The organism is Paenarthrobacter sp. CCNWLY172 (genome assembly GCF_037402035.1).
Classification (GTDB): Bacteria; Actinomycetota; Actinomycetes; order Actinomycetales; family Micrococcaceae; genus Arthrobacter.
In genome coordinates this window covers 106,025-131,542 of record NZ_JBBEGB010000004.1, presented here as the reverse complement: position 1 = coordinate 131,542, position 25,518 = coordinate 106,025, and the positions used below count along the sequence as shown (strand labels likewise).

The window sequence follows — 25,518 nt, the reverse complement described above, 5'->3', positions numbered from 1 at the left end:
GCTCAAAGTGCGCGCAGACCGGGCGGTCGAGTGGCCCGTGCAGCTTTCCCCGTCGGGGTCCATCGATGCCCCGCTTGCGGCTGCCGGGCCCTGGATCGTGGCCATTAACGGTGTGCCGAAAGCCAGAGTCTCCGCCGACGTCGCGAACGTCCTCAAAGCTGTGGACGGGAAGAAGGACGCGGCCCAAGTGGCGCATCTTCTCGGATCTCCGTGGACAGCCCAGGATGTCGCGGGGATCGTCGGCCAGTTGGCGCACACAGGAATATTCGACGGCGGTGCGGTGCCCGTTGCGCTACGACGGGTCCAGTTCAGGCCGCCACTGACAGTGCAGTTCACCCTGTTCAATCCCGCGCCCTTGCTGCAGTTCTTCCGACCCATGGTGGCGGCCATGGCGCGGCCCGGCATGGCTGGGGTTGCCCTGCTTCTTCTTCTCGGCGGATTGGTGGGCGCTTTCATTGCGGGGCCCAGCATGTGGCGGGTCCTGGCTACACCACTGCCGGTGGAGGCCTACCTGTACGTCGTGGCGGCGATGTTCGTGTCCACGCTTCTGCACGAACTGGGCCACGGCATGGCACTCACGTACTTTGGCGGGACACCGCGTCGCCTTGGGATCATGCTGTTCTATCTTTCGCCTGCGTTCTTCTGCGATGTGACGGATGGGTGGCGGCTGAGCTCCAGAAAGCAACGCGTCCTGGTTGCCTTGGCAGGGCCTCTGGTCCACGTTGCTCTGGGAAGCATGGTTCTGGCCGGCCAAGCGCTGCTTCCCGAGTCATCGGTGAAGGATGCCGCTGTCCTGTATGGCGTCATTTGCTACGCCGTGGCCGTGCTCAACTTGTTCCCCTTCATCAAGCTGGACGGCTATGTGGCACTGATGTCTGCGGTGGACATTCCACACCTCCGGAAAAAGTCCTTGGATGCCTTGGCCGATGTCGTCAGCTTCCGGGTCCTCGGATCCCGACGCGCACTGGGCCCCGGCGGCCTGCTTCCATGGTTTGGGCTCGCCAGTTTTGTTGCCGGAATAGCCTTCATGCTGATCGGTTACCAACGCTTGGTGCCGATTTTCCTTCAGCTGGGCTTTGTGGGCCACTTGGTGGTCCTCGCGGTCCTGTGCCTGCTGCTTGTCTTGGCACTCAGGGGTGTAATCCGGTTCTTCCAGGCTGCGGCCGCCAAGGGGAGTCCGAGTTGGCGTCGGCTCGTGGTGGTGACGCTGGGGCTGGCGACCATCGGCGTGCTCCTGGCGATCATCCCTGTCAGGGCGGTAACCATTGCTGGCTACACCTACCAAGGTGGTCAGCTGAAAATCGTAATGCCGGTCCAAGGCCCGTCCCAGGCACTATCCCCCGGAGACGCAGTCACGCTGCAATCGCAGGGAATGATCCTTCACGAAAACCTGGGGCGGGCAACCATCGATGACCAACCGCCGTCGAACTCCATGGCACCGCTGGACACCTTGGTCCCCGTAGCCCTCGCAGGCGACCCCCTGCCGGTAATTGCCTTCTCCGGCCGCTTGGAATCAGGAACGAACCTTTCGTCCTCCGGGCGGGCCGAAGTAGCCAGCCACCACGAGACCAGCTTGGGGGAATGGCTCTGGGAATCCATCACCAGTTCGCCCCTGTGGCCATGGCAAGCAGGACCAACTGCAGACTCCACGAAAGGGCAGCCATGACAATTCACGCCAGTTTTGAGCAGTTCAGCAAGAAGAGGGGCGGACGTTTCGCCGTCGAGGGGCTGACATTCGATGTCCCCGCGGGGAAGGTGGTGGGACTGATCGGCCCTAACGGAGCAGGGAAAAGTACCGCGCTCGCCGGCCTCACAGGTCTGGTGGAGGCGACGTCCGGCCGCGCAACTGTGTTCGGTGTGGACTACCGATCCCTGCGCAGGCCCGCCGGCAGGGTGGGTGTGAACTTGGACGGGATGGACGTTGAGCCCGGGCTGACGGGGCGTCGGCACCTGCAGATCTGCCAGCTCGCCGCCGGAGCAGACAGCGACAACGTGGAGCGGGCACTGGAGCAGGTGGATCTGGCGGCCGAAGCCAACAAAAAGGTCCGGGACTACTCGTTGGGCATGAAGCAACGCCTGGGGATTGCCTCCGCGTTGGTTGGTAATCCCCAGTTACTTGTCCTCGACGAGCCCGCCAACGGACTGGACCCCGAAGGCATTCAATGGCTGCGACGGTTCTTGCGCGAATTCGCCGCCGCTGGTGGCAGTGCGCTGGTTTCGAGCCACCAACTAATGGAATTGGAACAAGTGGCGGACCAAGTTGTCATCCTTAAACAGAAGGTCCTTTTCAGCGGAACCCTCGGGGAAGCCAAAGCTCTTGGCGGGGGCAGCCTTGAAGCTGCGTACTTCAAAATCCTGGCAGGTGCCTAATGACCGGTGGCGCTGTGGCGGCAGTGACAAGCGGGATCCGATCGGAGCTCCTCAGGTACGTCAGCGGATATTCCAGCCTGGGTATCGTGGCGTTCAGTGCGCTGGTGCCGTGGTTCGTGGCCAACTTCCTTGGATGGCCGGACAGCTCGGGTGGTCTGTCGGTTTCGGACAACATCAGGATCTTCTGGTCAGTGGCCGCAAGTATTGCGCCGGTAGCCACGTTCGCAGGAAGCTATCTGGTCACCCGCGAAGCCTATTACGGGACGCTCCGCCGCTCTGTGGTGGCAGCCGGAATGACGAATGTGCTGGTGAGCAAATACGTTGCCGCGGTGATGGTGGGACTCGGCTCCGTCGTCACAGGCATCGTGGTGTGGGGCGGAACCGTAGTCTTCTCGCTGCCACCGGATGTTGCCTCGCAGCTCGTGGCCCCGGAATCGCTGGGACTGTTGCCGGGGGTGCTGGTGGCCTCGGCTCTCGCTGCTGTCTGGGGATGCTCGCTTGGGTGGATCTTTCAGCACTACTACGCGACGACGATCCTCACGTTGGTGATTCCACTCGCCGTCGAACTGCCGCTGCTCGCGAACGCCCCGGACGTGGCCCGCTGGCTTCCGTCCGGCGCTTTGGCGGGGCTCGCTTCTGTTCCCTTTGAGGGCCTGCTCGAACCCAGTGCGGCGTTTTGCGTATCCCTGGGATGGCTGCTGTTCGCAGGCTTTGGCGCCGTGTGGTCCCTTCGCCGGAAGGAGCTTTGACGTGGTGTCCGCTTTTCTCTCGGACCTGCGCCGTCCCTGGCTGTGGAAGGGCTCGGGTGTTGGCGCCGCGTTGGTGCTGGGCTTCATGGCCTTGATTGCCGCAGCGCTTGGACCCGGTCCGTCCATGGAGGGCTTCGACGAGTCTTTGGTGGATGCAGGCCTGACGCTCACGCTCACTGCGGCCGCGGTGGTGGGCTCCTTCGCTTTCACCGCCGATTACCGCATTGGTTGTTTCAGCCGCCGGGTCCTGCTGTTTCAGCGGATCCCGGCGTTCCTGGGCCGGGCAGCCACTACATCATTGGGCGCGCTGATCAGCGGCGCAGTAGTTGGCCTGACCTTTGTCCTATCCGGGAAACTGGTGGATGAATCGTGGCACGTGAGCTTGACCGTTGTCCCGGCCTTCGCGTGGCTTGCCGCCATGGGATCGGTGTGGGGGTTCGCTGCAGGTTCCCTCATCCGCAACCACCTGGTGAGCCTGTTCGCCGTACCCCTTTCCCTTCTGCTCCCGGAGATGCTGATGGGCCCGGATACCACTTTCTTCCCGGTCCTCGCCGCCGACTGGGCACACCAATCAGCTGTCAACATACCGGCTTGGGGCTCTTTTATGGGAGCAGCGGGCTGGCTTGTAGTTGTCACAGCACTAGCCTTCGGAGTTTTCCTGAAGCGCGACCTCGCCTGACTGTTCAACCCCTTCCCAAGGAGTACAACGATGAATCGCAAACCCTTGTTATGGCTGCTGCTGGCCTTGGTGCTCGCCGCCTATGCTGTCTCGATCTTCGTCTCCAACCCAGGGCAATCGCCGTGGTCCATTATCACCGGAATCATCATGTCGGCCGCATCGGTAGTCATGGTGTGGAGATACAGCTGGGAGATCAGGAACAACCGCCCGTCGTGACCGAGCCGGATGAAGCCCGCCTCGTCGGCGACCCAAGAGGGACGTCTCGGAGGCGGGCTTGCAGGCGACGGTTGGAGGCCTTCCAACTGGCTTCAAACAAAGGAGTTATCTGCCCGGTTTGACCGGTTTTACCACTAGCGCCGAACCACCACCGCGCCTGGTCGGCTCGGCAGCCGCGGTCATCTGTCCGTCCTTGCCAAATTCGATGGCCGTCGCTGCCCCGATCTCCGCCGCCGACGTAAAGGCATCACCCGCCGGAACCAGGTCATGGCCCAACGACTCCAGTGCAGGACCATAGGCGTCAATGAAGGCGGGCTCGGAACTGACAGTCGCTCCATTTCGAGGTGCAGCCCGTGGCGCAGCAAGGGCCTCGGAGACTGTCATCCCCAGGTCGACGCGGTTCAGGATGGTCTGCAGCACCGTGGTGATAATGGTCGATCCACCGGGGGATCCCAGTGCCAGGAACGGCTTCTGGTCCTTCAAAATGATGGTGGGCGACATTGAGGAACGCGGCCTCTTGTTCGGTTCAATCCGATTGGGATCCTTCGGATCGTAGACCGTGCTGAAGTCAGTCAGCTCATTGTTCAGGAGGAAACCCCGGCCAGGAACAACAATTCCCGAACCACCGGTCTGCTCGATCGTCAGCGTGTACTCCACCACGTTGCCCCACTTGTCGGCGACCGTCAGGTTCGTCGTGGAGATGTTCTCCGTATCCGTTTCATTGGCGAGGGGCGCCACGGCAGCCGGGCACGCGCCGTCGTACGTTTCTATATTGCCGGGGGCGACAGGCTTGGGAGCGGCCGCCGTCGGATCGATTTCGCAGGAGCGTTCCTTGGCGAACACATCGTTCAGCAAAGTACCGGTGGGGACATTCACGAAGGCCGGATCACCCACGTAGGCGCCGCGGTCCGCGAAGGCCAGGGAGCTGGCCTCGAAGTAGTGGTGCAGGGCATCGGCCGGTTTCATGCCCTTGAGGTCGTAGTTTTCCAGGATGTTCAGCGCCTCGCCCACGGTGGTACCGCCGCTGCTGGAGGGCGCCATGCCATAGACGTCATAGCCGCGGTACTCCACTTTGGTGGCGTCCTGGTCCAGTGCCTTGTAGTTGGCAAGATCCTGGGTGGTCATGAACCCCACCGGGACGGGAAGCTTGGTTTCCGCGGTCTTCGGCGGCGCCTGCACGGTCTTGGCGATCTCCTCTGCGAGCAGACCTCCGTAGAAGGCGTCGGTGCCCTCCTTGGCGAGCAGCCGGTAGGTCGCGGCGAGGTCGTGGTTCTGGAAGACACTTCCGACGGCGGGAGCGTCACCACCGGGAAGGAACAGGTCCCGGGTTGGCGTGAAGGCGTCAAATCGGACCTTGTTGTCCAGGGTCTGCTGGCGGAATGTCTCATCCACGACAAAACCGCGGTTGGCCACCTTGATGGCGGGCTGCAAGGCTTCGCCCAAGTCCAGGGTTCCCCAGCGTTCCAGCGCGCGCTCCCAGGTGGCAGGAGTGCCGGGGACGCCGACGGAGACGCCGCTGGTGACCAGATCCGGCGTGAACTTGTACGGCTGCTTGGTGGCAGGGTCAATGAAAGCGTCGTTGGGCATGCCGGCCGGAGCGGTTTCACGGCCGTCGATGGTGCCCACTTGTTTGGTCTTCGCATCGTAGAACACGAAGTAGCCGCCGCCGCCAATGCCGGCGCTGTAGGGCTCGGTAACGCCGAGGGTGGCTGCAGCTGCAACCGCGGCATCTGCTGCGTTGCCGCCCCTCTTCAGTACTTCAATGGCGGCCGCGGATGCCTCGGGATCCACGGTGCTCACGGCACCTCCGTAGCCGGTGGCCGTCGCGTTCTTGTCGGTTGAGCGCGGATCGGCGAAGGCGGGACTGGCCATCGCCCCGCTCGTCGCCGTTAGGGCCAAGGCTGCCGTCACAGCAGCCAGTTGACGTCTCACATGTGTCATGGTTCCTCCCAGAGTTGTTCCAGACGGTGATGTGGGTGGACGGTCCGGTCACCCTACCCCGTGGCTCTGCAAGGGGACAACGGTTGTCATTCGGGTGGGTTTGGGGGTAAGGCGAGGCTCGAGGGAACCTATTCGTCGGCTCCCTTTACACTGAGATCACCGATGATGGCTGCGGGGGTTCGGAGAACGGGGCAGGCCCAAACGCCCTGGGCGCCCACCAGTTGAGCGGCCAAGGGGTGATTGTTGGGATGCCAAGGACACTGGGGCCAATTGCTGTTGGTGGGGCCGTTTTCTTCGATAACCCATTCCTGGACCTGGTCCGCTACTGATACCAACTGCTCGGCCCGTGGTAGGTCACGCCTGACCGACACACCTTGTCCCGATGAGTCGCGGACGCTGTAAATCATTGCCGAGAGTGCCTGCGGGTCGTCGTTCCAAGCAAGATCTTCGATGCGTGGTTCCTCAAGCCCGCTGGACCTCACATCCTGCAGAACGTGCCTGATGATCTCTACAATCTTTGCTGTCATAGCAGCCTCTCTGGCTGGAACCACTACGTCGACCTGGAACCACTAAGTCGACGCAACGGTACACCGGATATCAAGACCCAATCTCGCTGGACTTGTAGGCTCGGTATTCAGTCTGGGTTGTAAGTGTCCTGGAAACGTCATGAGGGAAGTAGGTTGATGGCCGCCGCCCTTGAATTCGTCAGGTACCAATCAACGAAAGTGAATACGCGCGGAATCCACGTCGGGATCTTTGGCCTGGCTAACGGACTGGCGAAGGACGGAAAGCTAAGCGAAGAGGACCATCGTTGGTGGCAGACCGCGAATGCTTGGTACGACGCCGCCTACCCTGACCCGAATCTCATGGATTCCACAGTTTATGACCGCACCATCAATCTCCACGCCCAAGCGTGGTTCAAGACGAGTGCCGTGCATTTACTGGACAGGGTCCCCGGCTATCTGGCGTTGTTGGATCGCCACGGGGTGCAATGGGAAGAACTTCATTCATCAACGCCGGGACGTGTCCTCTACGAAGACGACGTTCAGGTGGTGGTGGTACCGAACCGCTGAGTAGGTACCGTAGAGCCATGGCAATCAACTTTGACGTGCGTCGTGCCGAGCCTGCGGATGCGCTCGACATTGCAAAAGTGCATGTGGATACGTGGCGCGAAACCTACCGGGGCTTGATGAGCGACTCGGAACTGGACGATCCCGGTCTCCTGGAGTGGCGGGAGAAATTCTGGACCGCAGCGCTGACTGATCCCCGCTATGAACAGAACAACGTCGCCGTCGCTTTGCATGACAACAGATTGATCGGCATTGCCATGTCAGGCCCCTCATCTGATCTTCCTGAGGAGCCGCAGGAGTTGTACGTCCTTTACGCGTATGCATCGTCCCACGGCTCGGGCGTGGGAGCGGCGCTTCTCGACGCAGTGATCAGCCCTTCCGCACCTGCTGTGCTGTGGGTGGCCGACCCTAATCCGCGAGCCCAAGCCTTCTACCAGAAGAACGGATTCATTGCCGACGGAGCGGTGAAGGTCGAAGACGGCGTAAGGGACATCCGGATGGTCCGCACCTTTCAGACAAACTAGCCCGATGCCAAGGAGTTCCGACGAGCAATAACGAACCGGGCGCCAACACCCGTCAGGCCTATGACCAAGGCCAGCAGAGTCGTGGGCAGCGCGGCTCCGTCGGGACCTAGGCCCCGCCCGAATACATCACGTCCCATCGAGAGCATCGCCGGGATGTCTCCTGCCAGTACACGTGTGCCCAGGACGGATTGGACGGCGGTGAAAAGCGCCGGGAGCAGCCACAGGAAGAGGATGTTGAGCACCCAGGCAACGGCTCGACGGGCGGGCCGGAGGCCGCACCACGCCAGCGCGCAACCCACCAGGACGGCAGGAACCCATCGGGCAACAGTAGGTACGGCGGTGGGAACGCTGAGGAAGCCCAGCGTGCTCACCACCCACACCACGGCCCACGACGTGACCGGGATGGCCATAAGCCCGAACCCGATGGTGGCCCTTACGGTGGAAGACGAAGCGATAAGTAACAACGCGACCAGCGCTGCCAGTACGCAACCGATGACTCCGGCCAAAAGACCTCCGAAGTAGAGCCCGGGCAGGCTTCCGGGCAAGAGCCCTTCCCTGAGTACCACGAATGACTGGATGGTGACGGCGACGTGAACCACGAGGACTCCGGATAGGGCGCACCACGTGACGAGTCGACGGCGGGCGGGTGACCAGATGCGAACTGCCAGCCCGGCAACAGCCCCACCAACCGTGAGGAGGGCCAGGATGGTGGTCGCCTCATATTGACTCAGAGGCAGCAGGGCCATCGGCATCAGATCTGGCATCACCTGCGTAGCCCACAGGTTCTGAAGAGGCAGCGTGGCTCCGGTGATCCACCAAGGGGCCAGGCCAAGAATGCCGCCGAGGAGTCCGATCAACAACCCCCACAGAGCGTCCCGGGCGGCCGTGTTCGATGGCGTCCCGGACGGGACAGAGTGCTGTGCAGTTTGCTCGGGGTGGCTCACGAGGCTCCTCGTTTGAGTCTGACTGGAGTGCCCGAGCCTATAGGCGGAGGGCCAACCGCCAATACTACACCGAGTGGACTAAATCCGAAGGTTCAAACAACCAGCCGCAGCGGCCGCTTCCCCAACTGAACGGTGATCTCCTGCCCCCAAGATGCCGTCAGCCGGTCATCTTCCATGCCGTCGCCGAACACCACCAGCTGATCGGATGCCACGGTAATCCGCAGCACCTCGCCGGCTTCGAGTACGCCTTCGGTCAGTGAGGCGCCCGTGACGGGGGAGGGCCATGCTTCGCGGACGAACCACGCGAGCCGCGGATCGGTGGGTGCCGGCAGTGCGCGTCCGCCGCGTTCCAGGGCGATCGACGCGCACCAGCCGGTGGCGCCGGTGCCCGTGGAAACAATAAGGCCCGACGACGATTGCCGCTCGGTTTGCCCGCCGGGCTGGGTGAAACTGGGCGCCGTCACGGTGTACTTTGCCGACTGGTGTGAGGCGTGCCCGATGAAAACTTCGTTGAGCGCCGAAAGCTGCTGCCCGTCGTCGAGCGTTGCCGTCACTGTGGTGAGGTCCTGGCAGTGCAGCCGCCCAACGTCGCCAGTGGCCAGGAGTGCAGCGGCCGCGGCCGGTGTGTGACGGACCAGGACTCCGGGGTTGGCGCCGGGCTCCGGGTCGATGCCGATGACCGGCTGCCCGTTCAGGTACTTGGCAACATTTGCCACCAGGCCGTCCTGCCCCACCACGGCGATGATGTCTTCCGCCGTGAGCAAGAAGCGGCTGAGGTCTGCGCGTTCCACTTCGGCCTGCCGCCAGTCGGAAGGCACGGCAGAACGGACTGTGGCCAAGGCTGCGGTGAGGTGATCGTGACGCTCCTGCACGTCCTGGATGCTGCGGCCGCGGGTGCTGAGGAAGAACTCGGCCTGGCCGCGGGTGGCGTGTCGGTCCAGGAGTTCCTGGAGTTCGGTCCGCCGGTGGACGATGACGATGCGCGGGGTGGCCATGACGATCCTTACTTGGTGAGCTCAGTTGTGGCTGGTTCCTTGAACAGCCCGGCAAGTGCTCCACTGAGCAGGTCCGGAGTGATGGTCAGGTTCCCGATGTTCGGCAGGCTTCCGGCAGCGTCCTTCAGGGCCAGTGCCAAAAGCGTGGCCTGTTCCATATTGCGGTAAACCTCCATAGTGGCGGCTTCGCGGGCGGCGGCTGCTTCGCCCACCAGGCGGATTTGGTTTGCCTCGGCTGCTGCGCCAATTCCTTGCCGTTCAGCAGAACCCTGCGCCTCAATCAATCCAGCGGCGGCCTTCTCTTCTGCGGCGCGGCGGGCGTTCGTGCCTTCTTGGGCCACCAGGTTCTCGCGGCGTACGGCGAGTTCGATCTGGCTGGCCATCTCGTTCTCGGAGATGGTGCGTTCGCGTTCGACGGCGACTGCCCGCCTCTCGTAAACAGCGCGGTCCGCTTCGGCTTGAAGTTGCTCCCGGACCGGAGTCTGCAGGGCGCGTTCGACGTCGGCTTCGGGCCGGACGGCCAGCACCTGAACGCCGAGGATTTCGATGCCCGTGGATTGCAGTCTGGCATCTGCCCGCAGGGCCTCCGTGAGGACCAGTCGGAGTTGGCTGACGCCGCGTTCGAGCGCCTCGGCGAGGGTGGTGGTGGCGATCTGGTCGATCGCGTGGCTTTGGCACAGCTGGCCGATGATCGTCGAGACCTGCTCACGTCCGGTAGCCGGCGCCTTGCCCGCGGTTTGCAGTCCGAAGTCGAGCCGGGTGGAGACTGCCACGGGGTCGATGAAGCGGTAGGTCACGTTGGCCTGAACACTGACGTCCTGGTGGTCGCGGGTGATGGCGTGGAAAAGGGTGGGCAGTTCCTGGTCGTCCACGGGAACCTCGCTCAACACAGAGTTCGCGGGGCGGAAGAAGAAGGCCTGGCCCACTCCTTGGTGTTTGACGGCGCCCTTTTGCAGGTGGACGACGTAGCCGGTGGGGCTGCCGAGGAAGTGGCTGAGCCAGGGGTAGCGCTTGATGGTGGCCATGAGGTTCTCGCTTTCGCTATTTTCTCGTCAAGTTGACGATAACTACACACTAGGGCGTACTCAGCTTTATTGTCAACATGACGATAACTTCCTATGCTTGATACATGCCCGCATCCCATTTCGCCCCCGAGCGCTTTCCGGTGACGGTGGACGTCGTCGCTCTCACTGTTCGCAACGGTGAGCTGAATGTCCTCCTCATTACCCGGCTCATCGAGCCCTATCAAGGAAAACTAGCGCTCCCGGGCGGCTTCGTGCTTGCGGGTGAGGACCTGCTTGAGGCGGCGGGCCGGGAACTGGCGGAGGAGACCGGCGTCGAACATTTGCCCGGTCACCTTGAGCAGTTGGGAAGTTACGGCCCGAAGGGGCGCGACCCCCGCGGCGACGTCCTGACCGTCGCGCACCTGCTGCTCGCGCCCGACTTTCCTGTGCTGTCAGCGGGCAGCGACGCTGAACAGGCGGCCTGGTATCCGGTGCGGGAGGTCCTTGATGGGAGGCTCGAGCTGGCCTTCGACCATGCGCGCATCCTCGACGACGCTTTGGAGCGGGCCAAGTCGAAGCTGGAATACTCGCCGCTGGGTGCTGCCTTCTGTGGCGACGAGTTCACCATCGCCCAGCTTCGCGCCGTGTACGAGGCCGTGTGGGGGACCCGCTTGGACCCGCGGAACTTCCACCGAAAAGCGACCGGAACACCCGGCTTCCTTGAGGACACCGGGCGAATGACAGCGGGCGACGCCGGTCGGCCGGCTGCGCTGTTTAGGCTCGCCCCCGCTGCGCGTCCGACGGCGGGCCAACCCACCCGCGCGGTGCTGAACCCGCCGCTGATGCGGCCGAGGGAGTAAAGCGGGTGACACTGAACTGGGCAGTCCCGATTCGCCCAGAGTTCAGGACGTTGAAGAGCCAGCGAGAATGAACCTTCACGCACACTTCCACGGACAATCACATCGGCTCTGTGACGGACAGGGGTTTCTTGTGCCGATGAGGGGACGTGAGGTGGCAAGGCGGAGTTAGGGACTGATGGCGTATTCCGTGAAGTGGCCACAGGGTTTAAACCCGAGACGGCGGTACACGGGTTCTCCGTCCTCGGAGGCCTGCAATACTGCGGTTTCGTATCCGGCTTCGCGCGCGGTGTCGAGTGCGGCCACGGTGATTGCGCTGCCGTAACCCCGCCGGCGGTCGGAGGCGAGCGTGGCAATGTTGTAAATCCCGGCGACGCTCGAATGCAAGAACACTTCGGCCGAACAGACGGGGCGACCGTTTATGTATCCGACCAGGTAGCGAGCGGGACAATCGGTGGCGAGGGCAGAGTCTGCGGCCTCGGCAAAGAATTGCTGGACCGTGGCTGCTGGCGGGCTCCAGTTTGCAGCGAGGATCGCGGCGTAATCGGCGAGCTGTTCCTGGGTGGTCACCTGACGGATTGTCAGGTCTTCTACTCGCGTCTCAGGGAGATCGCCGTGCAGGCCCTTCCACATGCCTGTCTCTGTCTCTGACGCCTCGAGGCCGGCGTTCTCAAGGTATTCGGCAAGATTGCCAGGAGTCGAGGCCGGGCCTACCCACCAGGAGAACGGGCGGCCGGTGGATGCCAGGGTTCGGACCGTCTCCGCGGTGCGGGTTTGCGCTGTGTCCTGAGCAAATTGGGCTGCGGCGACGATGTTGAAGGTGTCGTCGGCCAGGCCGCTATCGGCGATCAGGAGATCGGCTGTTTTCGCGACGGAGGCACCGAGGCGGTTACGGTGCAAGTGACTGGCATGCTCAGCTAGATTCTGTTCCATCGCGTGCTGCAGATCGGATTCAGAGCCAAGCGGAAAATTCGCGGCTTCCATGATGATCCATTCAAGCATGCTTCCTCAAGGGTGCCGGGCGTTGACCCCACTCAACGTCTCCGAAGCCTGCTGGCGGGCCGGGCCCAAAGCCAGCGAAGTGTGACACGGTAGTCTGCCGATCAGACCCCCAGACGGCTCGTCGAACGTCCGCAGGCCGATCCCCTACGGGCGCTGCTGTGGCGCGTAGCAACCAAAAACGCCGCTACTAGCATTCGCCAACCACCACCCCCTAGTGAAAGAGAACGTAGAAGACGATTGCCAGCGCCGGGAAGAGCGCCTGGCCGATGGCGCTGACCAGAAGGCGCTTCTCTGTGACCCACAGACAGAAACCAAGGAAGACGTGGCACGAGCAGCAGAAGATAACTATGGCCGACCCGCTGGCGGGATTGCCTGAGAAGTTCACCAGCCACAGGCCCACTGCGATGCCCAAGCCGAAGGTGATGTTGTAGGCGCCAACATTCATCGCCCACATCCGCACGGCGCGCACGTCTTCCGGCCTAATCAGGAAGATCCGGTGGAACCGTTGATCGCCATGGAAGAAGATCTCCAGGATGCCAACGCTTATCAGCGCCAGGCTGGTGGATCCGGCGAGTATCTGGCTCAGCACATTCATGCCGCGCTCCTAGGCCAATCTTGCAATCTCCGCTTCTTGCGTGCAGGTTACGCTTCAGGCGCGAAGACCTTCAAGGGCTGGTTTGCAAACGCAGTCCACTACCCATGCCCGCCCGCCTCCAGCCCGGCCGCAACAGCCCGCCTTGAACGCAACCGTCTCCGCTGACCTACGGCTCCTCAACCACAGCGCCGACGTCCGCCAAGCCAAAGGATCGCTGACCAGCGGCCGCCACACGATCGGCTTACGGGCGCTCAATCGGCAGCCGAGAAATTTTCAATCCAAGAGCTGCGCGACAGGGATATCCAAAGTTGGCTGATGCCCCTCGCTCCGTTGCGCAATATGCAGGACTTGTCTCGATACTAGGCAGGTTCGGGCTGCGGCTCTGGGTAAACTCGCAGTCAACGGAAGGAGCCTCGCATGACAAAGCGGAAAATTCACGGCATCTGGGTGTTGTACCTCATGCCGATCTTCCTGCTCTTCGGCTTGGTCATGTGGCTAATGCAAGATGTCCTGAATTGGTTCTGAGCGTCCGATAGTGGATCGGGACCACAGCGGGTGCTGGCGCGCTGGGAGTCTACGTGCAATGCCCGGTGGAGGATCCCTCACCGGACGCTTTGGTGCCCGTTCGGCCGCCGGCTTCATTCCCCGCAGACAGGTATGGTGCTCGCATGGCACAAATTATCGTTTACGGGCATCGAGGGACACTTGGCCCTCGGCGGGCGACGTTGAAGACTGCTATTCACGGTGCTGTCATGGCCGCTTTGGAGTATCCGGCAGACAAGTGCTTTCAGCGCTTTATCCTGCTGGACGATGAGGACTTCGTTCATCCTGAGGATCGCGGTGCCGACTACACAATTATTGAGATCTCCATGTTTCAGGGGCGCTCTGATGATGCCAAACGTGCGTTGATCGCAGAGCTTTTCCATCGCATCGAGGCGGAAGCCGGGATCGCGCCGCACAGTCTTGAGATCACGATTACCGAGACTCCCAAGGTGAACTGGGGCATCAGAGGATTGAACGCCGCTGACCTCGCTCTTGGCTACAAAGTAGAGGTCTGACCGGCAGCATCGTGAACGATAACGGATGGCTCACCGTGCCCTTTTTTGTTCGGCAAGCGTCCCTCACCGGGCCAAGCTCAAACCGGTTTGGCTGCCTCGCAAGACACATGCCTTATAGAATTCGGCCGTGATTGAAACACTTGCCGCCCAGGTCGCGTCCTATCTTGACGATCCAGACATATTGCTGTTGCCGGATCACCCAGAGAAAGAGTTGAGAGCAAACACTTGGGCGTACTCTGTGGCTCCTTTGCCCCGTTCTTCTGCCGGAGATCTTGCTGCCGCGCTCGATGAAGTCGTCAATGGACTGCGGAACCGATTCAAAGCGGCTCCACATCGTGGAACTTTTTACGCTTGGTATGACGAGCAGGCTGGCCAACTGCGTTGTTCACTCACCTCGCAAAGCCGGTTGCCCTTTGGAGGCAGAATCCGTACGACCAATGATTCAGCCCTAGTCATAGACCGGATACTCTCAGACCAGACTCCTGGATTCATCAGCTCGATAGGCTGCGAGAAGTCCCCTTTTCCGCCCCTTCCAAGGAGGAGACCGAGAATGACGAGCTACTCGTATGGGCTGTCCTTCTATGAATAGCCGGCGGAACGGTGCGCAAGCCGATCCCTAACCGGACTCGGGTCGCTGCCTGGACGATTGGAACCAATTGCACACGAGGAACGTAGGGTAGGACCACCCCAGCGCATGCGTGGAATGATGCCAGAATGACACACGAGGGAACCTTAGTTGGAACGGTCCGATCGTTGTACCGCTATCCCATCAAGTCGACCGCCGGTGAGGCGCTGCGCATAGCCAGAGTGACGGCGGGTGGACTGCAGCACGATCGTAAGTGGGCCGTGTACACCGATGATGGAGGCATCGCCAGCGGAAAACGTACCCGGCGTTTTCGTCCCGTCCTTGGGCTCATGCAATGGTCCTCCCGAATAGAAGACGGTCACGACATCCCAATACTGGTAAGCCCGGAGGGCATTCAATATCACGCCGATGACCCTGCGGCCCCGCAGGCGCTGTCCGAGGTGTTGGGCCAGCAGTTGAGATTGCGCCGAGAAACAACAATCAAGCACCACGACGAGACACCACTGCATCTGGTGACGACGTCATCTCTGGCAGCGATTGCCGTACTATCGGGACAACCGGTGGACGAGCGCCGGTTCCGCGCCAACATCATCATCGACACCGGAACCGAACCTGTCTTCCAAGAAGACAATTGGATTGGTGCTGAATTGGTCATTGGTGACCAGGTACGTGTGCGTCTGGGCCAAGGTATGCCCCGATGCCTAATGATCGACCAGTCGCAACGAGGCGTCGCCGTCGAACAGAAAATCCTCAAACTGCTCGGCACGCACCACAATACGAATCTAGGATTGCAGGCACACACCAGTCGTCCTGGAAAGGTTCGCATTGGTGACAGAGTCATCCTCCGTCGTCCGGAGGTACCGGCAGCCTCAACTTCGCTGGCTCAAGGCACCTACAAAGTGCGAACGAGCTGCTGAGCGCCCGGCAAAGGATCCCTCATCGTGCTGGGGTACCAGTTTGAAGTGTTCTGTGCTGTGCTTAGAGCTGTTCAATAGCTCAACGGGGGCCAGCTATGCACTCAATTCGGAACCTCGCGCCAGCGGTGTTGGCTGTTTTAGTGGGAGCCACTGGTTGCACCCCGACACAATCGGATCCGGTCCCGGATACCGCCAGCCCTCGGCTTCACCTTTCCTCTACGCTGACCTGCGGAGATGCATGGGAAGGTAGTCCTCCACCCGCACCCGAAGCTCCGACGGCCGAAGGCGTTTCCTCGCTTGCCTGGGAGGGCAGTCCTACCAACTATTCCTGGCCCATCCGAGACGAGATGAACGGATATTCCTACACGAGCGGTGGAGGCACGGAATTTGGAGCTTGGAAAACCCCGATAACTGTGGCAGCGGGATCTGGGGAACGGACCATCACCATCGATACCCCAGCAGACGCGTCACTCATTGTTGCTTCCGCAACAGAATGGGAAACCGGCGAAGCGCTCCGACAAGAAGACCTCGACCTACCGAGTTCTTATACGGTCATTGCATGTCAGGACCGGCCTACGCAGTTCCCGGGGATGACCTTGGTCCAAGGGCCAGCCTGTGTGGTTATCAGAGTGACCCAGACTGCAACCGGGAAATTCTCCACAGTTTCTGTGCCCATGTATGGGGGCACCTGCTCCTAGCCACGTTAGGGGCGGCGTCCGGTGAAGGATCCCTCACCGGACATTGCGACTGGTGATGGACACTGCGGGCGACAGAGCTTTCACAGCGTTGCTAGATTGAGTCTGTGAAACATAAGGACTGCCATGACCCCATCTAACGAGCGCTTGCGTCAGCTACAGATGTTGGCCGTCGTCGTCCTGATGAGTGGCGGCTTCCTTGTCGGGGTGCTCTGCGTACTAACGTTGGGGGCTTCGCTAGTGCAGCCGCTCTCAGCCGAATCATATGTCTTCTGGACCGCTCTGCTAGCTGGCTGCTTAGCCGCCATTGCAGTTTCTTTTGTCCTCCGATGGCGGTACAAACAATCTGTCCACGACGAACAATGAACATCTGCGTTGGATGTGCGGCACTTTCACAACGCTAATTGACGCGCCGTGCGTCCCGGAATGGGATCCTTTAACGGACGTAGGTACTCAGTCGAATCTGATCCCTTACCGGGCAGCCTGGACGAGGAATGAGACACGCGACAGCACGGCGTCTTCGGGCATCAATGGGTAGTGAGCTTTGAGTCCGCGTGCGTGCTCAGCGCCGAGATCCTGCAACCTTGTCTGCTCGACAGAGATGATCTCTCCGTCCACATGCGCAAACTCGGAGTGGTCCTCGAAAACAAACGTCGCCGGTCCCGCCGTTACTGGTTCATCCCAGCGAATAGTTGTGGTCTTCTCGCCCGACAGTACGGCGTCGTGATACCGCTTATTAAACCGGAAAATACGGCGCCCCCGGGCGTCCGCGTAGAAGTAAGTGTCGGGCAGAAGCTTCCGAACAGGCCGAACAACGGGCCCCGATTCCGAGGGCACAGCGACGAGGATGTCTGGATGATGATCGAGTAGAACTTGCCGGCATCGACCGCATGGAGGGATCAGGCCACGCCCTCGGTCACCAGCAGCGGCGATGGTCAGAAGCTGCACGGCTCCCGCAGTGGCCGCGACTCCCAGGGCAACGAGTTCGGCGCACGGGCCGCCGTTGAAGTGGTAGACATTCACTGCTTGGTGAATACGTCCATCTACATCCATCACTGCTGCAGCAACGGTGTGATTGTCGTTGTCTCCGAGACTTCGCGCCAAGGCTTCCGCAGCATCAATGACACGGCGCTCAGTTTCAAGTGGTTCCACAACGGACCACGCTAACAGGCGCTGCCCCTTGTCCTATATATGGATCCTCAGCGGACGCTTTTGAAAGCCGATTTCAGAGGCTTTGCCCCACGGCCGGCATAGGCTGGCGTATGACTTCGGCAGAGTTCATGGCAGTAGTAAGGGCAACAAGCGCGGTGCGGATTGAACCCGAGAACGCGATAGTCACCAAGCTTTCAGATCCCGAAGGCGACATCGAAGTGGTGATCTACAGCCAGTACGAGGACACGCCTTCCGTGAAGGGCATCCCAAGCGATCTCATCTTCAGACTCCGAGGGATCAGTAGAGACCTCGATTCAGGGGCTAAGAAGTTGGCAGACAGGGCATCGACGTGCGCGGCGATAGCATCCTTTGCCGCTAACGCGGCCATCGATGAACTCCAGCTCGAGCTCGTCTTCGATTGCTCCCGACAGTCTGACCGGAGACCTTTCATGCAGAACTTGCTCCCTCTGCCGGGGCCTCCACGCTCTTCGAGGGTGTTGGGCACTGAGGCGTTCGTTTCGGTCCTAGGGGCGGTCTCATCGCATCCGGACGCCGAGCGGATGTCGCGGGCGTTGGCGCAGTACGAGATCGCATTGCGTCATGCTGTCCCGGGGCACGAAATCATGGCACTGGCTCATTTGTGGATCGTGGCGGAAACCCTCACCCCGATCTTCCGTGAGCGTGAAATCGTCCGAGCGGGAGGAAGAGACGCGCTCCTTCAGGCCTGGGGCATAGTCATCCAGAAACTGGACTCATCAGTGCGAGAGCGATGTGTGCTTGAAGGAAACCATGACCTATATTCGCAGGCGAGGCAGGCCAGCGATGGTTTCGAACACGGGTACCTCGAGATCTCGAAGATCAGAGCACTCTCATCTTCGCGCCTCGGAGAGCTCTGGGCTTCCATACGCCGAGCGATCCTGAACGCCCTGGAAATCGATGATCCGTTGGGTGACCGAAATGGGTCCTCGCAACCCTCGCCACTGCCATGCATTAGAACCGGAAGACGTGTGCAGGCCGAGCTGGTCGCGAGCGAAGCAGATCTGGCGGCCGGCCCTTTGGAATACCCGATGCTTTCTCTCACGTCGGAAATCCAAGAAGTAAGACACCATCCCGGTGGTCGTTGCGACATCGACTACAAGGATGAATACAGATTTCACGTGGCAGCCGGGGCCAGCTTTGAAAATATTCAGGTGGAGATCGTCGCGCCCGATCCAGGTAACCAATAGCCCGACCAACTCAGTTCAGGCCGGTTACGGACAGTCCGTAAGCCGGTCGATCACCGTGCACTTGAAACCAGGTCGGGGCTGATGACTCTAGGTGACGTGAAATCCGAGTTATCCACCACGAACGTGGCGCGTTCCCATGGCCGTGCCGCGGCGAAGTAGAGGCGCTGTCCTCCTACGTATCGGCGCATCGTTGGGTGCTCGGGGTCCGGGTTGCTGCCGTTCCGAACTGCCATTCGTGCCGCGGTTTCGGTGAAAGGAACGTCCAGGAATACGGAAGCATCCCAATAGGAGGCCAGTTCATCGCGGTGCAGGAACATGCCTTCCACAAAGACGAGTGCATCTGATGGGGCGAGCATGACATCCACTTGCGCGGTTTGGTCAGTCACCGCATTGTAGGAGGCCGGTGAGTACCAGCCGGTCCCTTTTGGGCCGAGCGGTCTGAGTAACTGGTCTTGCAGGGCAGCGTAGTTGTACGTGTCCTTCCAGAACCCTTCCGGTGAGGCACGGCCCTTGGCATGCCGGACGGCCGAGGGGTTTAGAAAGTCGTCGGCGTGAATGACGGTCACAAAGCGATTCCGGATCTCGGATACCAGGTTTGCGGCGAAGGATGTCTTGCCGCTGCCGTCTACACCGTCGATTGCGACGAGCCGGCGCCCTGGCCCGGTGACGTCGAGAATATTGCTTGCCAGCGATCGCATGAACTTCTTCATATCGTCATCTTCACAGAAGTACCCTGCGCAGCGCCCGTATGCCGGTGGCTCTCCGGACGGTTCAAAGCGCCCGGTAAGGGATCCTTCACCGGGCACTCTATGTGAACGTGGGACCCTGGGATTTCTCGCTTTGCCCCAACGCTGTCGGGGCCGTTAGATTGCGTATCGGAAGCAAAGTGTTCCATGCAGACAGCAAGGGTTCAGCGGTGACAGGATGGAAAGAAAACTGATGAGCGAGACACTTCTGACCGCCGAGGAGTTGCCCGTCGGTTTCGAGTATCCATCGGACTTCATCCGGTTTGTGGCCATGGAAATTATTTATCTTGAGCCGTGGTTCGTTCTGACTGGTGAGCGGTTGCGGACGCACTACCAGGGGCTGAAGGGCCGTTATCCAGACCGCAGAGTCGTGCCGCTCGCCCGGCGAGAGGACAACGATGACGTGGCGTGCTGGGATCTCTCAACGGGCAAGATCTCGATCGTGCATGACTTCGCCGACCCAGGATGGGAATCACGCGGGAACCGAGGATTTCCTGATTTCGCAGCATGGCTTCATTCAGCCATCGACGACATGCTTGAATTTCGCTGACCGCCCGCCCAATCGCTTAGGAAGTAACTGCAGAAAGCACGAGGCATATGACCGACTACCCGAAGCTCAGCCGGGCTGTATCGCATGCTTTGCGCCACGAGCCGTGGCTTTACGAACTGGAGCTGGACGAGGAAGGGTGGACGTCTGTGGAGGACCTTCTTCAGGCGCTCAGGCGAGAGTCCCCCGATTGGGTGAACCTTGAATTCACCGATCTCGAGGGTATGCTCCTGTCCTCGCCTAAACGGCGTCATGAACTCCGTGGTGACCGCATTCGAGCTTTCTACGGTCACAGTGTCCCTGCCCGAATAGTGAAGCCACAAGAAAGTCCACCTCAAAAACTGTTTCATGGGACGTCCAGGGAAAGCCTCGGAGCTATTCAGTCAGAGGGCTTGCAACCCATGCGACGCCAGTACGTCCACCTATCCGAGGACGTCGAAATGGCCAAGCAGGTAGGACAACGAAAGGACACTGACCCGGTTCTCCTTCTCATTGACAGCGCGGCCGCACACGGAGAGCACGTCAGCTTTTACCAAGGTGGCGAAAAAGTATGGCTGGCAGACAGCGTTCCCGCCAGGTTTATCTCGGTCCTTCCTGAAGATGAGTGAGTTCATCCGAGGCTTTCGTGATGTCGCAGGCGAAAAAGGAGCCAGAAGAAGCTGGTCACCGGCTGGATACATTGACGCGTGGAATTCTTTCGTGGTGGAGTGCGAAGAAGGCTACCAGTGGAGCATCTACGAGTACGAGAATGCACTCGAAGTCAGGGATGTCATCGGCAGGGTCATCTCTGCTCCGGAACTCGGTTCGTACCCTGAACTGCGGATTTTCGCGGAAGCTGTTGCCGAGATTGACGAACGTTTCGCCTCGCTCCTGCACGCCGGGCCATCCGTCTTACCAGAGCCTGCATTCTGGTGGCACCGCAATTTGCCCGGTCACGCTGGCCCGGATCTGGCCGCAGACGTCCAAACGCATTACGCGGTCCAACTCCGACGGGTAGAGCCCTAGCGGCCTTTACGTGCATAAGGCGCGCTACTCCAACGTCTTGGCTCCGGGCTGTTCCACTGTGAATCGCACGATCCGGTCGCCTTTAGCCTCCAGTGGCGGGCAGCACGCCTGTAAGCCGGTGGCTCTTCGAACATCTCAAGCGTCCGTACTGGCTGCCCCTCCGAGACACTGCCTCCATACGGCAACCTGCGCTGACTCCCTAGCGCACGGAGCCCCCAAAGGCGCGGTGCCCGGTGAGGGATCCCTCACAGGCGAGCCGGCACCGGGTGGCGGCTGGGCAGCGTGGTCAGTTTCCTCCAGCTTTTGAGAGGACATGGCAGCAGGTCAATGACGCACCCCGCGGAGTGGACCCTTACGGCGTCAATGGCCATCACAAAGGCCTGGGACTTGTGGACGAACCGTCCTACAGGGACGATAACGGGCAGTTCGTGGCGGGGCGGGGCCGTCCAAGGAGGTGGCGTGAACCGGGGCATCCGTGGACGAGGAGGCGGTTCCGGAATCGAAAAGTCCTGAAAGAAGGTCACTGTCGTTCCTATAGTTTCGCGGGCTGCGACCGACCAGCCGAACAGCGCTGTGCGCCGTCTTGGATCCCCCAATCCGTCCATACCAGGCCCAGTCTAACCCCGGACTACAGGGCTAAAGATCGCGCTGGCGCGGCTGTCCGAGCTGCCCGTATGCCTATCCTTCACCGGGCAGTCTACAGTCTCTGGCTTCTCCGTTCCTTGGGAGCCGTGACGCTTCGGAAGACTTGGTTCAGTGACCCAAGCGTCGGTTGACCCAGAGGAAGGACATTCGCGAGGCTATGATGTCGGCATACGACAGCCTGAGGGGGCAGCGCCATCAAGACCGGAACTTTCTCATTTCTAGCAATCCTCTTCACTGCCGGAATCCTTCTGACCGGATGTTCCTACGCACCCGGCCTGAAAATCCTAGAGAGTACGGCAGCATCAACCAACGAGCTTCCTCCTGCCGTCACTCTGTCGGATATCGAGTTGGACAAAGTTGTGCTCGCTGCAGAGGCTGGCGGTAAGAAGTATTTTCTGGGGCGAAGCACCGACGGTAAGAACACATGTCTAATTGCCGTTCCTGCAGATCCGACGCTGTGGAATTCCGGTTGCAGCGACGCCACAGAAGGCGAATTGCTTAGGACGTCTGGACCGGATCAAGTAACGGCGATCCTCGTAGCAGATGGGTATAACACTACCGAGCTGGAGTCCTCTGGATGGGCAAAGATCCAAGGCAACATCCTCGTACCCACGAGCAAAACTGAAGCACCATCCTGATGCCCCCGCATGGCTCTGAGGGATCCGGCCGGCGCCGATTAGGGATCCTTCAGCGGACTGTAAGGACTTAACGGGGTTGAGGGACACTTCTACGTTTGTGGGAATCTCCGACGCTGCGCATTGCGACGGATGAGGTAGACAGTGAAGAGCACGACGGACAACACGGCAAGCGCGACTGCGCGCCAGCCGAAATCCTGCGCGTTGGTAACGTCACCTCTGCTCTCAATTTCCTGGAACAGGATTAAGGTCAATCCTGCCGTTAGTAGCGCCAACACTCCGCTGGCGATCGAGCCATAAAACAGCATCTTCAGCCAATTGCGCTGTTGGCTCATACTGCGATGAATCGTATCCATCTCGAATCAACCTCCTCTCGACATCATGCAGATGACCCTACCTCTGCTGCCAGCCAGACGATCCTGCCCGGCAAAGGATCCCGAAACGGGCAGTCGAGCACAAGCATCTGCTACGCAGTTACCCGCGGCCGGACTATGAAACTGGCCGCCCGCACGATTACTTCTAATGTTCGCGAACTAGAACGTGGCGGCGGCGTTTGCTTTCTTGGAAAGCGTCACGCAACTCACGCTCCACTACCTCGTTCAAATTGGCCGACACCTTGCAGCCAGCTCCGTCTCCGGCGCCGTAGCCTTGACCAGCATCTGGGGTGCAACGAAGCTCAGGTGGTACTTGGCGATCAACGCTCACGCAAAGCTCGTGTTGGTGACCTCTCTTGCAGCTGAAGATAACGCGAACTCGTCGATCCGGTGCGCTCATTGTTGCCCCTATAGATTCAACCGGCCCTTTGCACGGTATTAGGAAGGTATCGCCAGGCCCTGACATTTTGGAGGGCTAATGGCGCATAAGTGGTGGAGCAGTAGTGCGCGCGTAAGCCTATCCATTACCGGACGGCTGCCTTCTTAAGCCTGGTCGAGCGTAATGTCCCGTGAGTTGGGTCGTTTGCTTGTGCCAAGCGCCCATTTCCAGCCAGGAAGGAGGACCGCGTTCCTGAAGAAGTCTTCGGGTGAAGTGTCGAAGGACCACAGGCTGCCGCTACCAAGTGCCGTGGTGTCGGGTGTTGGATCCCAGTAAAGGGTGCACGACAGCTGCCATGTCGAACCGTCGTCGCCGGCCTCAATGAACTGACGCGAGAGGTCCACGCTGAATTCCTGTGTGCCACGCGACCCGTTGGTTCCGAATTGGGCCAGAACGCCGTCGCCATCCTCGTCGACGGGAGCGCAGTCGCTGGCTGGGATGGCCGCGAACGACTGGAAGGCCTTCACCACCGCTCCCGGGGTTAAGGTGTCGCTGCGTTCGCCTGTCTCTATTTCCGCGAGCATCTGCTCTAATCGGTCCTTGGCTTCTCGGATAAGCATGCCCTGATTATCCACGAGGAAACCGTCACGGCCAGAGACTGCGCCAAAAGATACCTCAACCGAATAAGGCAACTCATCGCGAGCCATCGTTGAGGCCCAGACGAACCGGTGCCCGTAAACCGGTCCTCTACCGGCCGCTCTTCACTCCTGAGAAGCTCCAAGCCGAATCCCCATAGCTCCCGGGCCACCCGGATTCCCGTAAGACCCGCCCGCAAAATTGCCCGGTGAAGGGGCCCTAAACGCTACACGTCCAGTTTGAAAGTAGAGGTGCTCCTCGAGCTGGCCCTCTACCGTGTATGTTCACCAAACCTGTTGCCACGATGGTGGTAAACCACCTGCCGTCATCTGTCCTTTAGTTTGCTGGCGTGGGCCAGTACAAACGTGGCGGTGGACTCGGGGTCCGGCGTGGAGATCAGCCACGTGCGATGGGGTGTCTCCAGGACGATGGCCGGTCCGCCGACCAGTAGCCCCCACGTTCGCTGGCCCAAGTACCGGACGCCGAAGCCTTCGGTCATGGAACTGGACGGCGCCGGGGAGGCGTCAACGACGTCCTTTAGCGGGATCGTCCTGGAGTAGAACGGCCGGCATCTGACCGTCAGGTTCTGCTCCGTGGCTTCAACGGTCACCCTGATGCGGAGTACCGAAACTGTCAGGAGCGCAATGACCGCCACCAGCCCTGCGCTGATCAGCGGTACACCGCTGGGAATGGAGGTCACAATGATGAATATGCACAGCATGCCCACCACGCTTGCGATGACCTTCTGGGAGCCGCGACTGATCCGGGCCTCTGAAATCAGCGTTGATGTCCCGTTCACAGTTCACGCACCAGTGCCCGCGCGCGGGATAGAAAGTGCTCGCGCACTTCAGGATCCGGGGCAACGGTGTCGAAGACTCCCGCGAGCATCACCGCAGCGTCAAGAGTGTAGATGGGCCAGGACGGCCTTCCGACGTCGATGCTCCCGCCACCTTTGGAGTAGCCGTTCAGGAAGGCCGCATAGTCGATGCCGTTTTCCCTGATGACGGAGTACTCACTGATCCTTGCGATTTCCAGCTCCGGAGGTGCTGCGAGGGTGTTGCTCCAGTCGAAGATCGCAAGCGGCTGACCGTTGCGGACCCTGACGTTTTGGCGTCGAAGGTCCATATGCATGAGGCGGGGCTCGCTGGAGTTGCGTTCGAGCGTTGCCTGCAGTGTTGCTGAGGGAGGCAGGTTGGGGAGCGAATGGCGGACCCGAAGACGCGAGTATCGTTCCTCCAGCCGGTCTACGAGCCGGGCATCCCAAGGCCTTCCTGCTTGGGCAACCAAAGGAATGCCGGGAACTGGCAGACGGTGCATAGAGGCGATAACTGATCCAAGTGCCGAGCGATCCAGATCGGAACCGTCGTCGTCTACGACTTCCAGAATTAGTACGGGGAAGCCGTCTTGCATCACAAGATCAATGGCGGCGGCGCTGGGGATGCCGTTGTCCGAAGCCCAGTGCGCCAACATCATTTCCTGACGTTGTAGGGTCTCGGCTGAGACATCCCTGTTGTTCGCCGTGTTGAATTCACTCGAACGGGGAATCCGGTAGCCCTCACGAACTAAGCCACCGGCGGCTTCATAAAAGAGGAACTCGGTTCCGGCTCCTGCCAGAGTCACTGAACCGGCACCCGGCGGGCGGCGACTGCCAAGGCGATGTCCGCCGTCGTGCGTTCAGCGGACTGACTCAAGGATGCCCTTGACCCGGAGTGGAGGCGTTATCGGGTGATTGAGTCATAGGGGTTCCCCGCCGTATCCGAATCCACCGGTCAACAAAAACGGCGAGGGCGGCCACAACACCACCCAATGCCAAAGATGGGAGCGGACCCAACGTCGATAAAAGAACGGCGTAGGTCCCGAATCCGAACACGAAGATCAGCAGGCTACGTCTGGTGTTGGCACTCATCAATTCCCCCCAAGGAACGCCGTAGTTGGCATGGGGCGAGCCTACCCGTCGTGAGCCGGGGAGCA

The 25,518-nt window shown here is 60.7% G+C and carries 27 protein-coding genes; 14 read left to right on the top strand and 13 right to left on the bottom strand.

Going from position 1 to position 25,518, the window contains the following annotated elements; translation table 11 throughout:
* Positions 1–7: 7 nt before the first annotated feature.
* Genes mpaP through WBN73_RS07310 form a run of 5 tightly spaced genes read left to right on the top strand, consistent with a single transcriptional unit; the run spans position 8 to position 4,014 of the window.
* Positions 8–1,666, top strand: a complete 1,659-nt coding sequence (gene mpaP / locus WBN73_RS07330; protein ID WP_337455527.1) for a daptide biosynthesis intramembrane metalloprotease — start codon at positions 8–10, stop codon at positions 1,664–1,666.
* Entirely contained in the window at positions 1,663–2,370 is a 708-nt protein-coding gene (locus tag WBN73_RS07325; RefSeq protein ID WP_337339961.1) for an ABC transporter ATP-binding protein, read from the top strand. Before mpaP ends, WBN73_RS07325 begins: the two co-directional genes overlap by 4 nt.
* The gene (locus tag WBN73_RS07320; protein WP_337339962.1) at positions 2,370–3,119 is read left to right on the top strand and encodes a hypothetical protein; all 750 of its coding nucleotides are present in this window, start codon (positions 2,370–2,372) and stop codon (positions 3,117–3,119) included. Before WBN73_RS07325 ends, WBN73_RS07320 begins: the two co-directional genes overlap by 1 nt.
* 1 nt (position 3,120) lies before the next feature.
* On the top strand, positions 3,121–3,798 hold the full coding sequence (locus WBN73_RS07315) for a hypothetical protein (RefSeq protein WP_337339963.1): 678 nt from the start codon (positions 3,121–3,123) through the stop codon (positions 3,796–3,798).
* A 30-nt stretch (positions 3,799–3,828) separates the two neighbouring features.
* Positions 3,829–4,014 (top strand): hypothetical protein, encoded by a 186-nt coding sequence (locus WBN73_RS07310; protein WP_337339964.1) that lies wholly within the window; start codon positions 3,829–3,831, stop codon positions 4,012–4,014.
* Positions 4,015–4,119: 105 nt separating this feature from the next.
* Here WBN73_RS07310 and ggt read toward each other — a convergent pair whose 3' ends face one another.
* Both ggt and WBN73_RS07300 read right to left on the bottom strand, forming a co-directional pair.
* Positions 4,120–5,955, bottom strand: a complete 1,836-nt coding sequence (ggt, locus tag WBN73_RS07305) for a gamma-glutamyltransferase (protein WP_337339965.1) — start codon at positions 5,953–5,955, stop codon at positions 4,120–4,122.
* A gap of 128 nt (positions 5,956–6,083) precedes the next feature.
* A complete protein-coding gene (locus tag WBN73_RS07300) occupies positions 6,084–6,482 on the bottom strand; it encodes a hypothetical protein (RefSeq protein ID WP_337339966.1) in 399 nt (132 codons plus the stop codon).
* A gap of 156 nt (positions 6,483–6,638) precedes the next feature.
* Between WBN73_RS07300 and WBN73_RS07295 the strand changes: the two genes are divergently transcribed.
* Entirely contained in the window at positions 6,639–7,028 is a 390-nt protein-coding gene (locus WBN73_RS07295) for a hypothetical protein (protein WP_337339967.1), read from the top strand.
* A gap of 17 nt (positions 7,029–7,045) precedes the next feature.
* Entirely contained in the window at positions 7,046–7,549 is a 504-nt protein-coding gene (locus WBN73_RS07290; RefSeq protein ID WP_337339968.1) for a GNAT family N-acetyltransferase, read from the top strand.
* Here the strand turns inward: WBN73_RS07290 and WBN73_RS07285 are convergent.
* From WBN73_RS07285 to WBN73_RS07275, 3 genes are all read right to left on the bottom strand, one after another.
* On the bottom strand, positions 7,546–8,493 hold the full coding sequence (locus WBN73_RS07285) for a hypothetical protein (RefSeq protein WP_337339969.1): 948 nt from the start codon (positions 8,491–8,493) through the stop codon (positions 7,546–7,548). The genes WBN73_RS07290 and WBN73_RS07285 overlap by 4 nt on opposite strands.
* A 92-nt stretch (positions 8,494–8,585) precedes the next feature.
* Positions 8,586–9,488 carry a hypothetical protein gene (locus WBN73_RS07280; protein WP_337339970.1) on the bottom strand — a complete coding sequence of 301 codons (903 nt, stop codon included), beginning with the start codon at positions 9,486–9,488 and terminating at the stop codon, positions 8,586–8,588.
* Between the two features lie 8 nt (positions 9,489–9,496).
* Positions 9,497–10,513: an SPFH domain-containing protein gene (locus tag WBN73_RS07275; protein WP_337339971.1), complete on the bottom strand. Its 1,017-nt coding sequence runs from the start codon at positions 10,511–10,513 to the stop codon at positions 9,497–9,499.
* 104 nt (positions 10,514–10,617) lie between these two features.
* Here WBN73_RS07275 and WBN73_RS07270 point away from each other — a divergent pair, with 104 nt between their 5' ends.
* Positions 10,618–11,352, top strand: coding sequence for an NUDIX hydrolase (locus tag WBN73_RS07270; protein ID WP_337339972.1), 735 nt, complete (start codon positions 10,618–10,620; stop codon positions 11,350–11,352).
* Between the two features lie 165 nt (positions 11,353–11,517).
* On the opposite strand, the gene WBN73_RS07265 is transcribed toward WBN73_RS07270, so the two are convergent.
* Both WBN73_RS07265 and WBN73_RS07260 read right to left on the bottom strand, forming a co-directional pair.
* Positions 11,518–12,351 carry a GNAT family N-acetyltransferase gene (locus tag WBN73_RS07265; RefSeq protein ID WP_337339973.1) on the bottom strand — a complete coding sequence of 278 codons (834 nt, stop codon included), beginning with the start codon at positions 12,349–12,351 and terminating at the stop codon, positions 11,518–11,520.
* Positions 12,352–12,562: 211 nt separating this feature from the next.
* On the bottom strand, positions 12,563–12,946 hold the full coding sequence (locus tag WBN73_RS07260; protein WP_337339974.1) for a DUF1304 family protein: 384 nt from the start codon (positions 12,944–12,946) through the stop codon (positions 12,563–12,565).
* 668 nt (positions 12,947–13,614) lie between these two features.
* Between WBN73_RS07260 and WBN73_RS07255 the strand changes: the two genes are divergently transcribed.
* Positions 13,615–14,004 (top strand): tautomerase family protein, encoded by a 390-nt coding sequence (locus tag WBN73_RS07255; protein ID WP_207594878.1) that lies wholly within the window; start codon positions 13,615–13,617, stop codon positions 14,002–14,004.
* A gap of 714 nt (positions 14,005–14,718) precedes the next feature.
* A complete protein-coding gene (locus WBN73_RS07250) occupies positions 14,719–15,507 on the top strand; it encodes an MOSC domain-containing protein (RefSeq protein ID WP_207594876.1) in 789 nt (262 codons plus the stop codon).
* A gap of 1,166 nt (positions 15,508–16,673) precedes the next feature.
* Here WBN73_RS07250 and WBN73_RS07245 read toward each other — a convergent pair.
* Entirely contained in the window at positions 16,674–17,354 is a 681-nt protein-coding gene (locus WBN73_RS07245; protein ID WP_207594874.1) for an ASCH domain-containing protein, read from the bottom strand.
* A 110-nt stretch (positions 17,355–17,464) separates the two neighbouring features.
* Here WBN73_RS07245 and WBN73_RS07240 point away from each other — a divergent pair, with 110 nt between their 5' ends.
* The gene (locus WBN73_RS07240) at positions 17,465–18,580 is read left to right on the top strand and encodes a hypothetical protein (protein ID WP_337339975.1); all 1,116 of its coding nucleotides are present in this window, start codon (positions 17,465–17,467) and stop codon (positions 18,578–18,580) included.
* Between the two features lie 50 nt (positions 18,581–18,630).
* On the opposite strand, the gene WBN73_RS07235 is transcribed toward WBN73_RS07240, so the two are convergent.
* Entirely contained in the window at positions 18,631–19,290 is a 660-nt protein-coding gene (locus tag WBN73_RS07235) for a uridine kinase (protein ID WP_207594868.1), read from the bottom strand.
* Between the two features lie 229 nt (positions 19,291–19,519).
* On the opposite strand from WBN73_RS07235, the gene WBN73_RS07230 reads away from it, so the two are divergent.
* The 3 genes from WBN73_RS07230 to WBN73_RS07220 all read left to right on the top strand — a co-directional run bounded on the left by WBN73_RS07230 (position 19,520) and on the right by WBN73_RS07220 (position 20,878).
* Positions 19,520–19,876, top strand: a complete 357-nt coding sequence (locus tag WBN73_RS07230; protein WP_207594866.1) for a hypothetical protein — start codon at positions 19,520–19,522, stop codon at positions 19,874–19,876.
* Positions 19,877–19,923: 47 nt separating this feature from the next.
* Complete coding sequence (locus WBN73_RS07225; protein WP_207594864.1) at positions 19,924–20,481, top strand: RNA 2'-phosphotransferase; 558 nt, start codon at positions 19,924–19,926, stop codon at positions 20,479–20,481.
* 91 nt (positions 20,482–20,572) lie between these two features.
* Complete coding sequence (locus WBN73_RS07220) at positions 20,573–20,878, top strand: hypothetical protein (protein WP_207594862.1); 306 nt, start codon at positions 20,573–20,575, stop codon at positions 20,876–20,878.
* A 1,372-nt stretch (positions 20,879–22,250) separates the two neighbouring features.
* Here the strand turns inward: WBN73_RS07220 and WBN73_RS07215 are convergent.
* The 4 genes from WBN73_RS07215 to WBN73_RS07200 all read right to left on the bottom strand — a co-directional run bounded on the left by WBN73_RS07215 (position 22,251) and on the right by WBN73_RS07200 (position 25,167).
* The gene (locus WBN73_RS07215) at positions 22,251–22,514 is read right to left on the bottom strand and encodes a hypothetical protein (protein ID WP_207594860.1); all 264 of its coding nucleotides are present in this window, start codon (positions 22,512–22,514) and stop codon (positions 22,251–22,253) included.
* Positions 22,515–23,075: 561 nt separating this feature from the next.
* Complete coding sequence (locus tag WBN73_RS07210; RefSeq protein WP_207594858.1) at positions 23,076–23,531, bottom strand: hypothetical protein; 456 nt, start codon at positions 23,529–23,531, stop codon at positions 23,076–23,078.
* Positions 23,532–23,872: 341 nt separating this feature from the next.
* Complete coding sequence (locus WBN73_RS07205; RefSeq protein WP_337339976.1) at positions 23,873–24,346, bottom strand: hypothetical protein; 474 nt, start codon at positions 24,344–24,346, stop codon at positions 23,873–23,875.
* Positions 24,343–25,167, bottom strand: coding sequence for a phosphotransferase family protein (locus WBN73_RS07200; protein ID WP_337339977.1), 825 nt, complete (start codon positions 25,165–25,167; stop codon positions 24,343–24,345). The genes WBN73_RS07205 and WBN73_RS07200 overlap by 4 nt, the downstream gene beginning before the upstream one ends.
* Between the last annotated feature and the right edge of the window lie 351 nt (positions 25,168–25,518).

Excerpts from the sequence above, each read along its gene's own strand:
- WBN73_RS07230 (WP_207594866.1), top strand. The coding sequence starts at position 19,520 with ATGAGCGAGACACTTCTGACCGCCGAGGAGTTGCCCGTCGGTTTCGAG.
- WBN73_RS07325 (WP_337339961.1), top strand. The coding sequence starts at position 1,663 with ATGACAATTCACGCCAGTTTTGAGCAGTTCAGCAAGAAGAGGGGCGGA.
- WBN73_RS07265 (WP_337339973.1), bottom strand. The coding sequence starts at position 12,351 with ATGCTTGAATGGATCATCATGGAAGCCGCGAATTTTCCGCTTGGCTCT.
- WBN73_RS07275 (WP_337339971.1), bottom strand. The coding sequence starts at position 10,513 with ATGGCCACCATCAAGCGCTACCCCTGGCTCAGCCACTTCCTCGGCAGC.
- WBN73_RS07320 (WP_337339962.1), top strand. The coding sequence starts at position 2,370 with ATGACCGGTGGCGCTGTGGCGGCAGTGACAAGCGGGATCCGATCGGAG.
- WBN73_RS07235 (WP_207594868.1), bottom strand. The coding sequence starts at position 19,290 with ATGAAGAAGTTCATGCGATCGCTGGCAAGCAATATTCTCGACGTCACC.
- WBN73_RS07290 (WP_337339968.1), top strand. The coding sequence starts at position 7,046 with ATGGCAATCAACTTTGACGTGCGTCGTGCCGAGCCTGCGGATGCGCTC.
- WBN73_RS07255 (WP_207594878.1), top strand. The coding sequence starts at position 13,615 with ATGGCACAAATTATCGTTTACGGGCATCGAGGGACACTTGGCCCTCGG.
- WBN73_RS07280 (WP_337339970.1), bottom strand. The coding sequence starts at position 9,488 with ATGGCCACCCCGCGCATCGTCATCGTCCACCGGCGGACCGAACTCCAG.
- WBN73_RS07250 (WP_207594876.1), top strand. The coding sequence starts at position 14,719 with ATGACACACGAGGGAACCTTAGTTGGAACGGTCCGATCGTTGTACCGC.
- WBN73_RS07295 (WP_337339967.1), top strand. The coding sequence starts at position 6,639 with ATGGCCGCCGCCCTTGAATTCGTCAGGTACCAATCAACGAAAGTGAAT.
- WBN73_RS07300 (WP_337339966.1), bottom strand. The coding sequence starts at position 6,482 with ATGACAGCAAAGATTGTAGAGATCATCAGGCACGTTCTGCAGGATGTG.
- WBN73_RS07240 (WP_337339975.1), top strand. The coding sequence starts at position 17,465 with ATGACTTCGGCAGAGTTCATGGCAGTAGTAAGGGCAACAAGCGCGGTG.
- WBN73_RS07310 (WP_337339964.1), top strand. The coding sequence starts at position 3,829 with ATGAATCGCAAACCCTTGTTATGGCTGCTGCTGGCCTTGGTGCTCGCC.
- WBN73_RS07225 (WP_207594864.1), top strand. The coding sequence starts at position 19,924 with ATGACCGACTACCCGAAGCTCAGCCGGGCTGTATCGCATGCTTTGCGC.
- WBN73_RS07210 (WP_207594858.1), bottom strand. The coding sequence starts at position 23,531 with ATGCTTATCCGAGAAGCCAAGGACCGATTAGAGCAGATGCTCGCGGAA.
- WBN73_RS07260 (WP_337339974.1), bottom strand. The coding sequence starts at position 12,946 with ATGAATGTGCTGAGCCAGATACTCGCCGGATCCACCAGCCTGGCGCTG.
- WBN73_RS07270 (WP_337339972.1), top strand. The coding sequence starts at position 10,618 with ATGCCCGCATCCCATTTCGCCCCCGAGCGCTTTCCGGTGACGGTGGAC.
- ggt (WP_337339965.1), bottom strand. The coding sequence starts at position 5,955 with ATGACACATGTGAGACGTCAACTGGCTGCTGTGACGGCAGCCTTGGCC.
- WBN73_RS07215 (WP_207594860.1), bottom strand. The coding sequence starts at position 22,514 with ATGGATACGATTCATCGCAGTATGAGCCAACAGCGCAATTGGCTGAAG.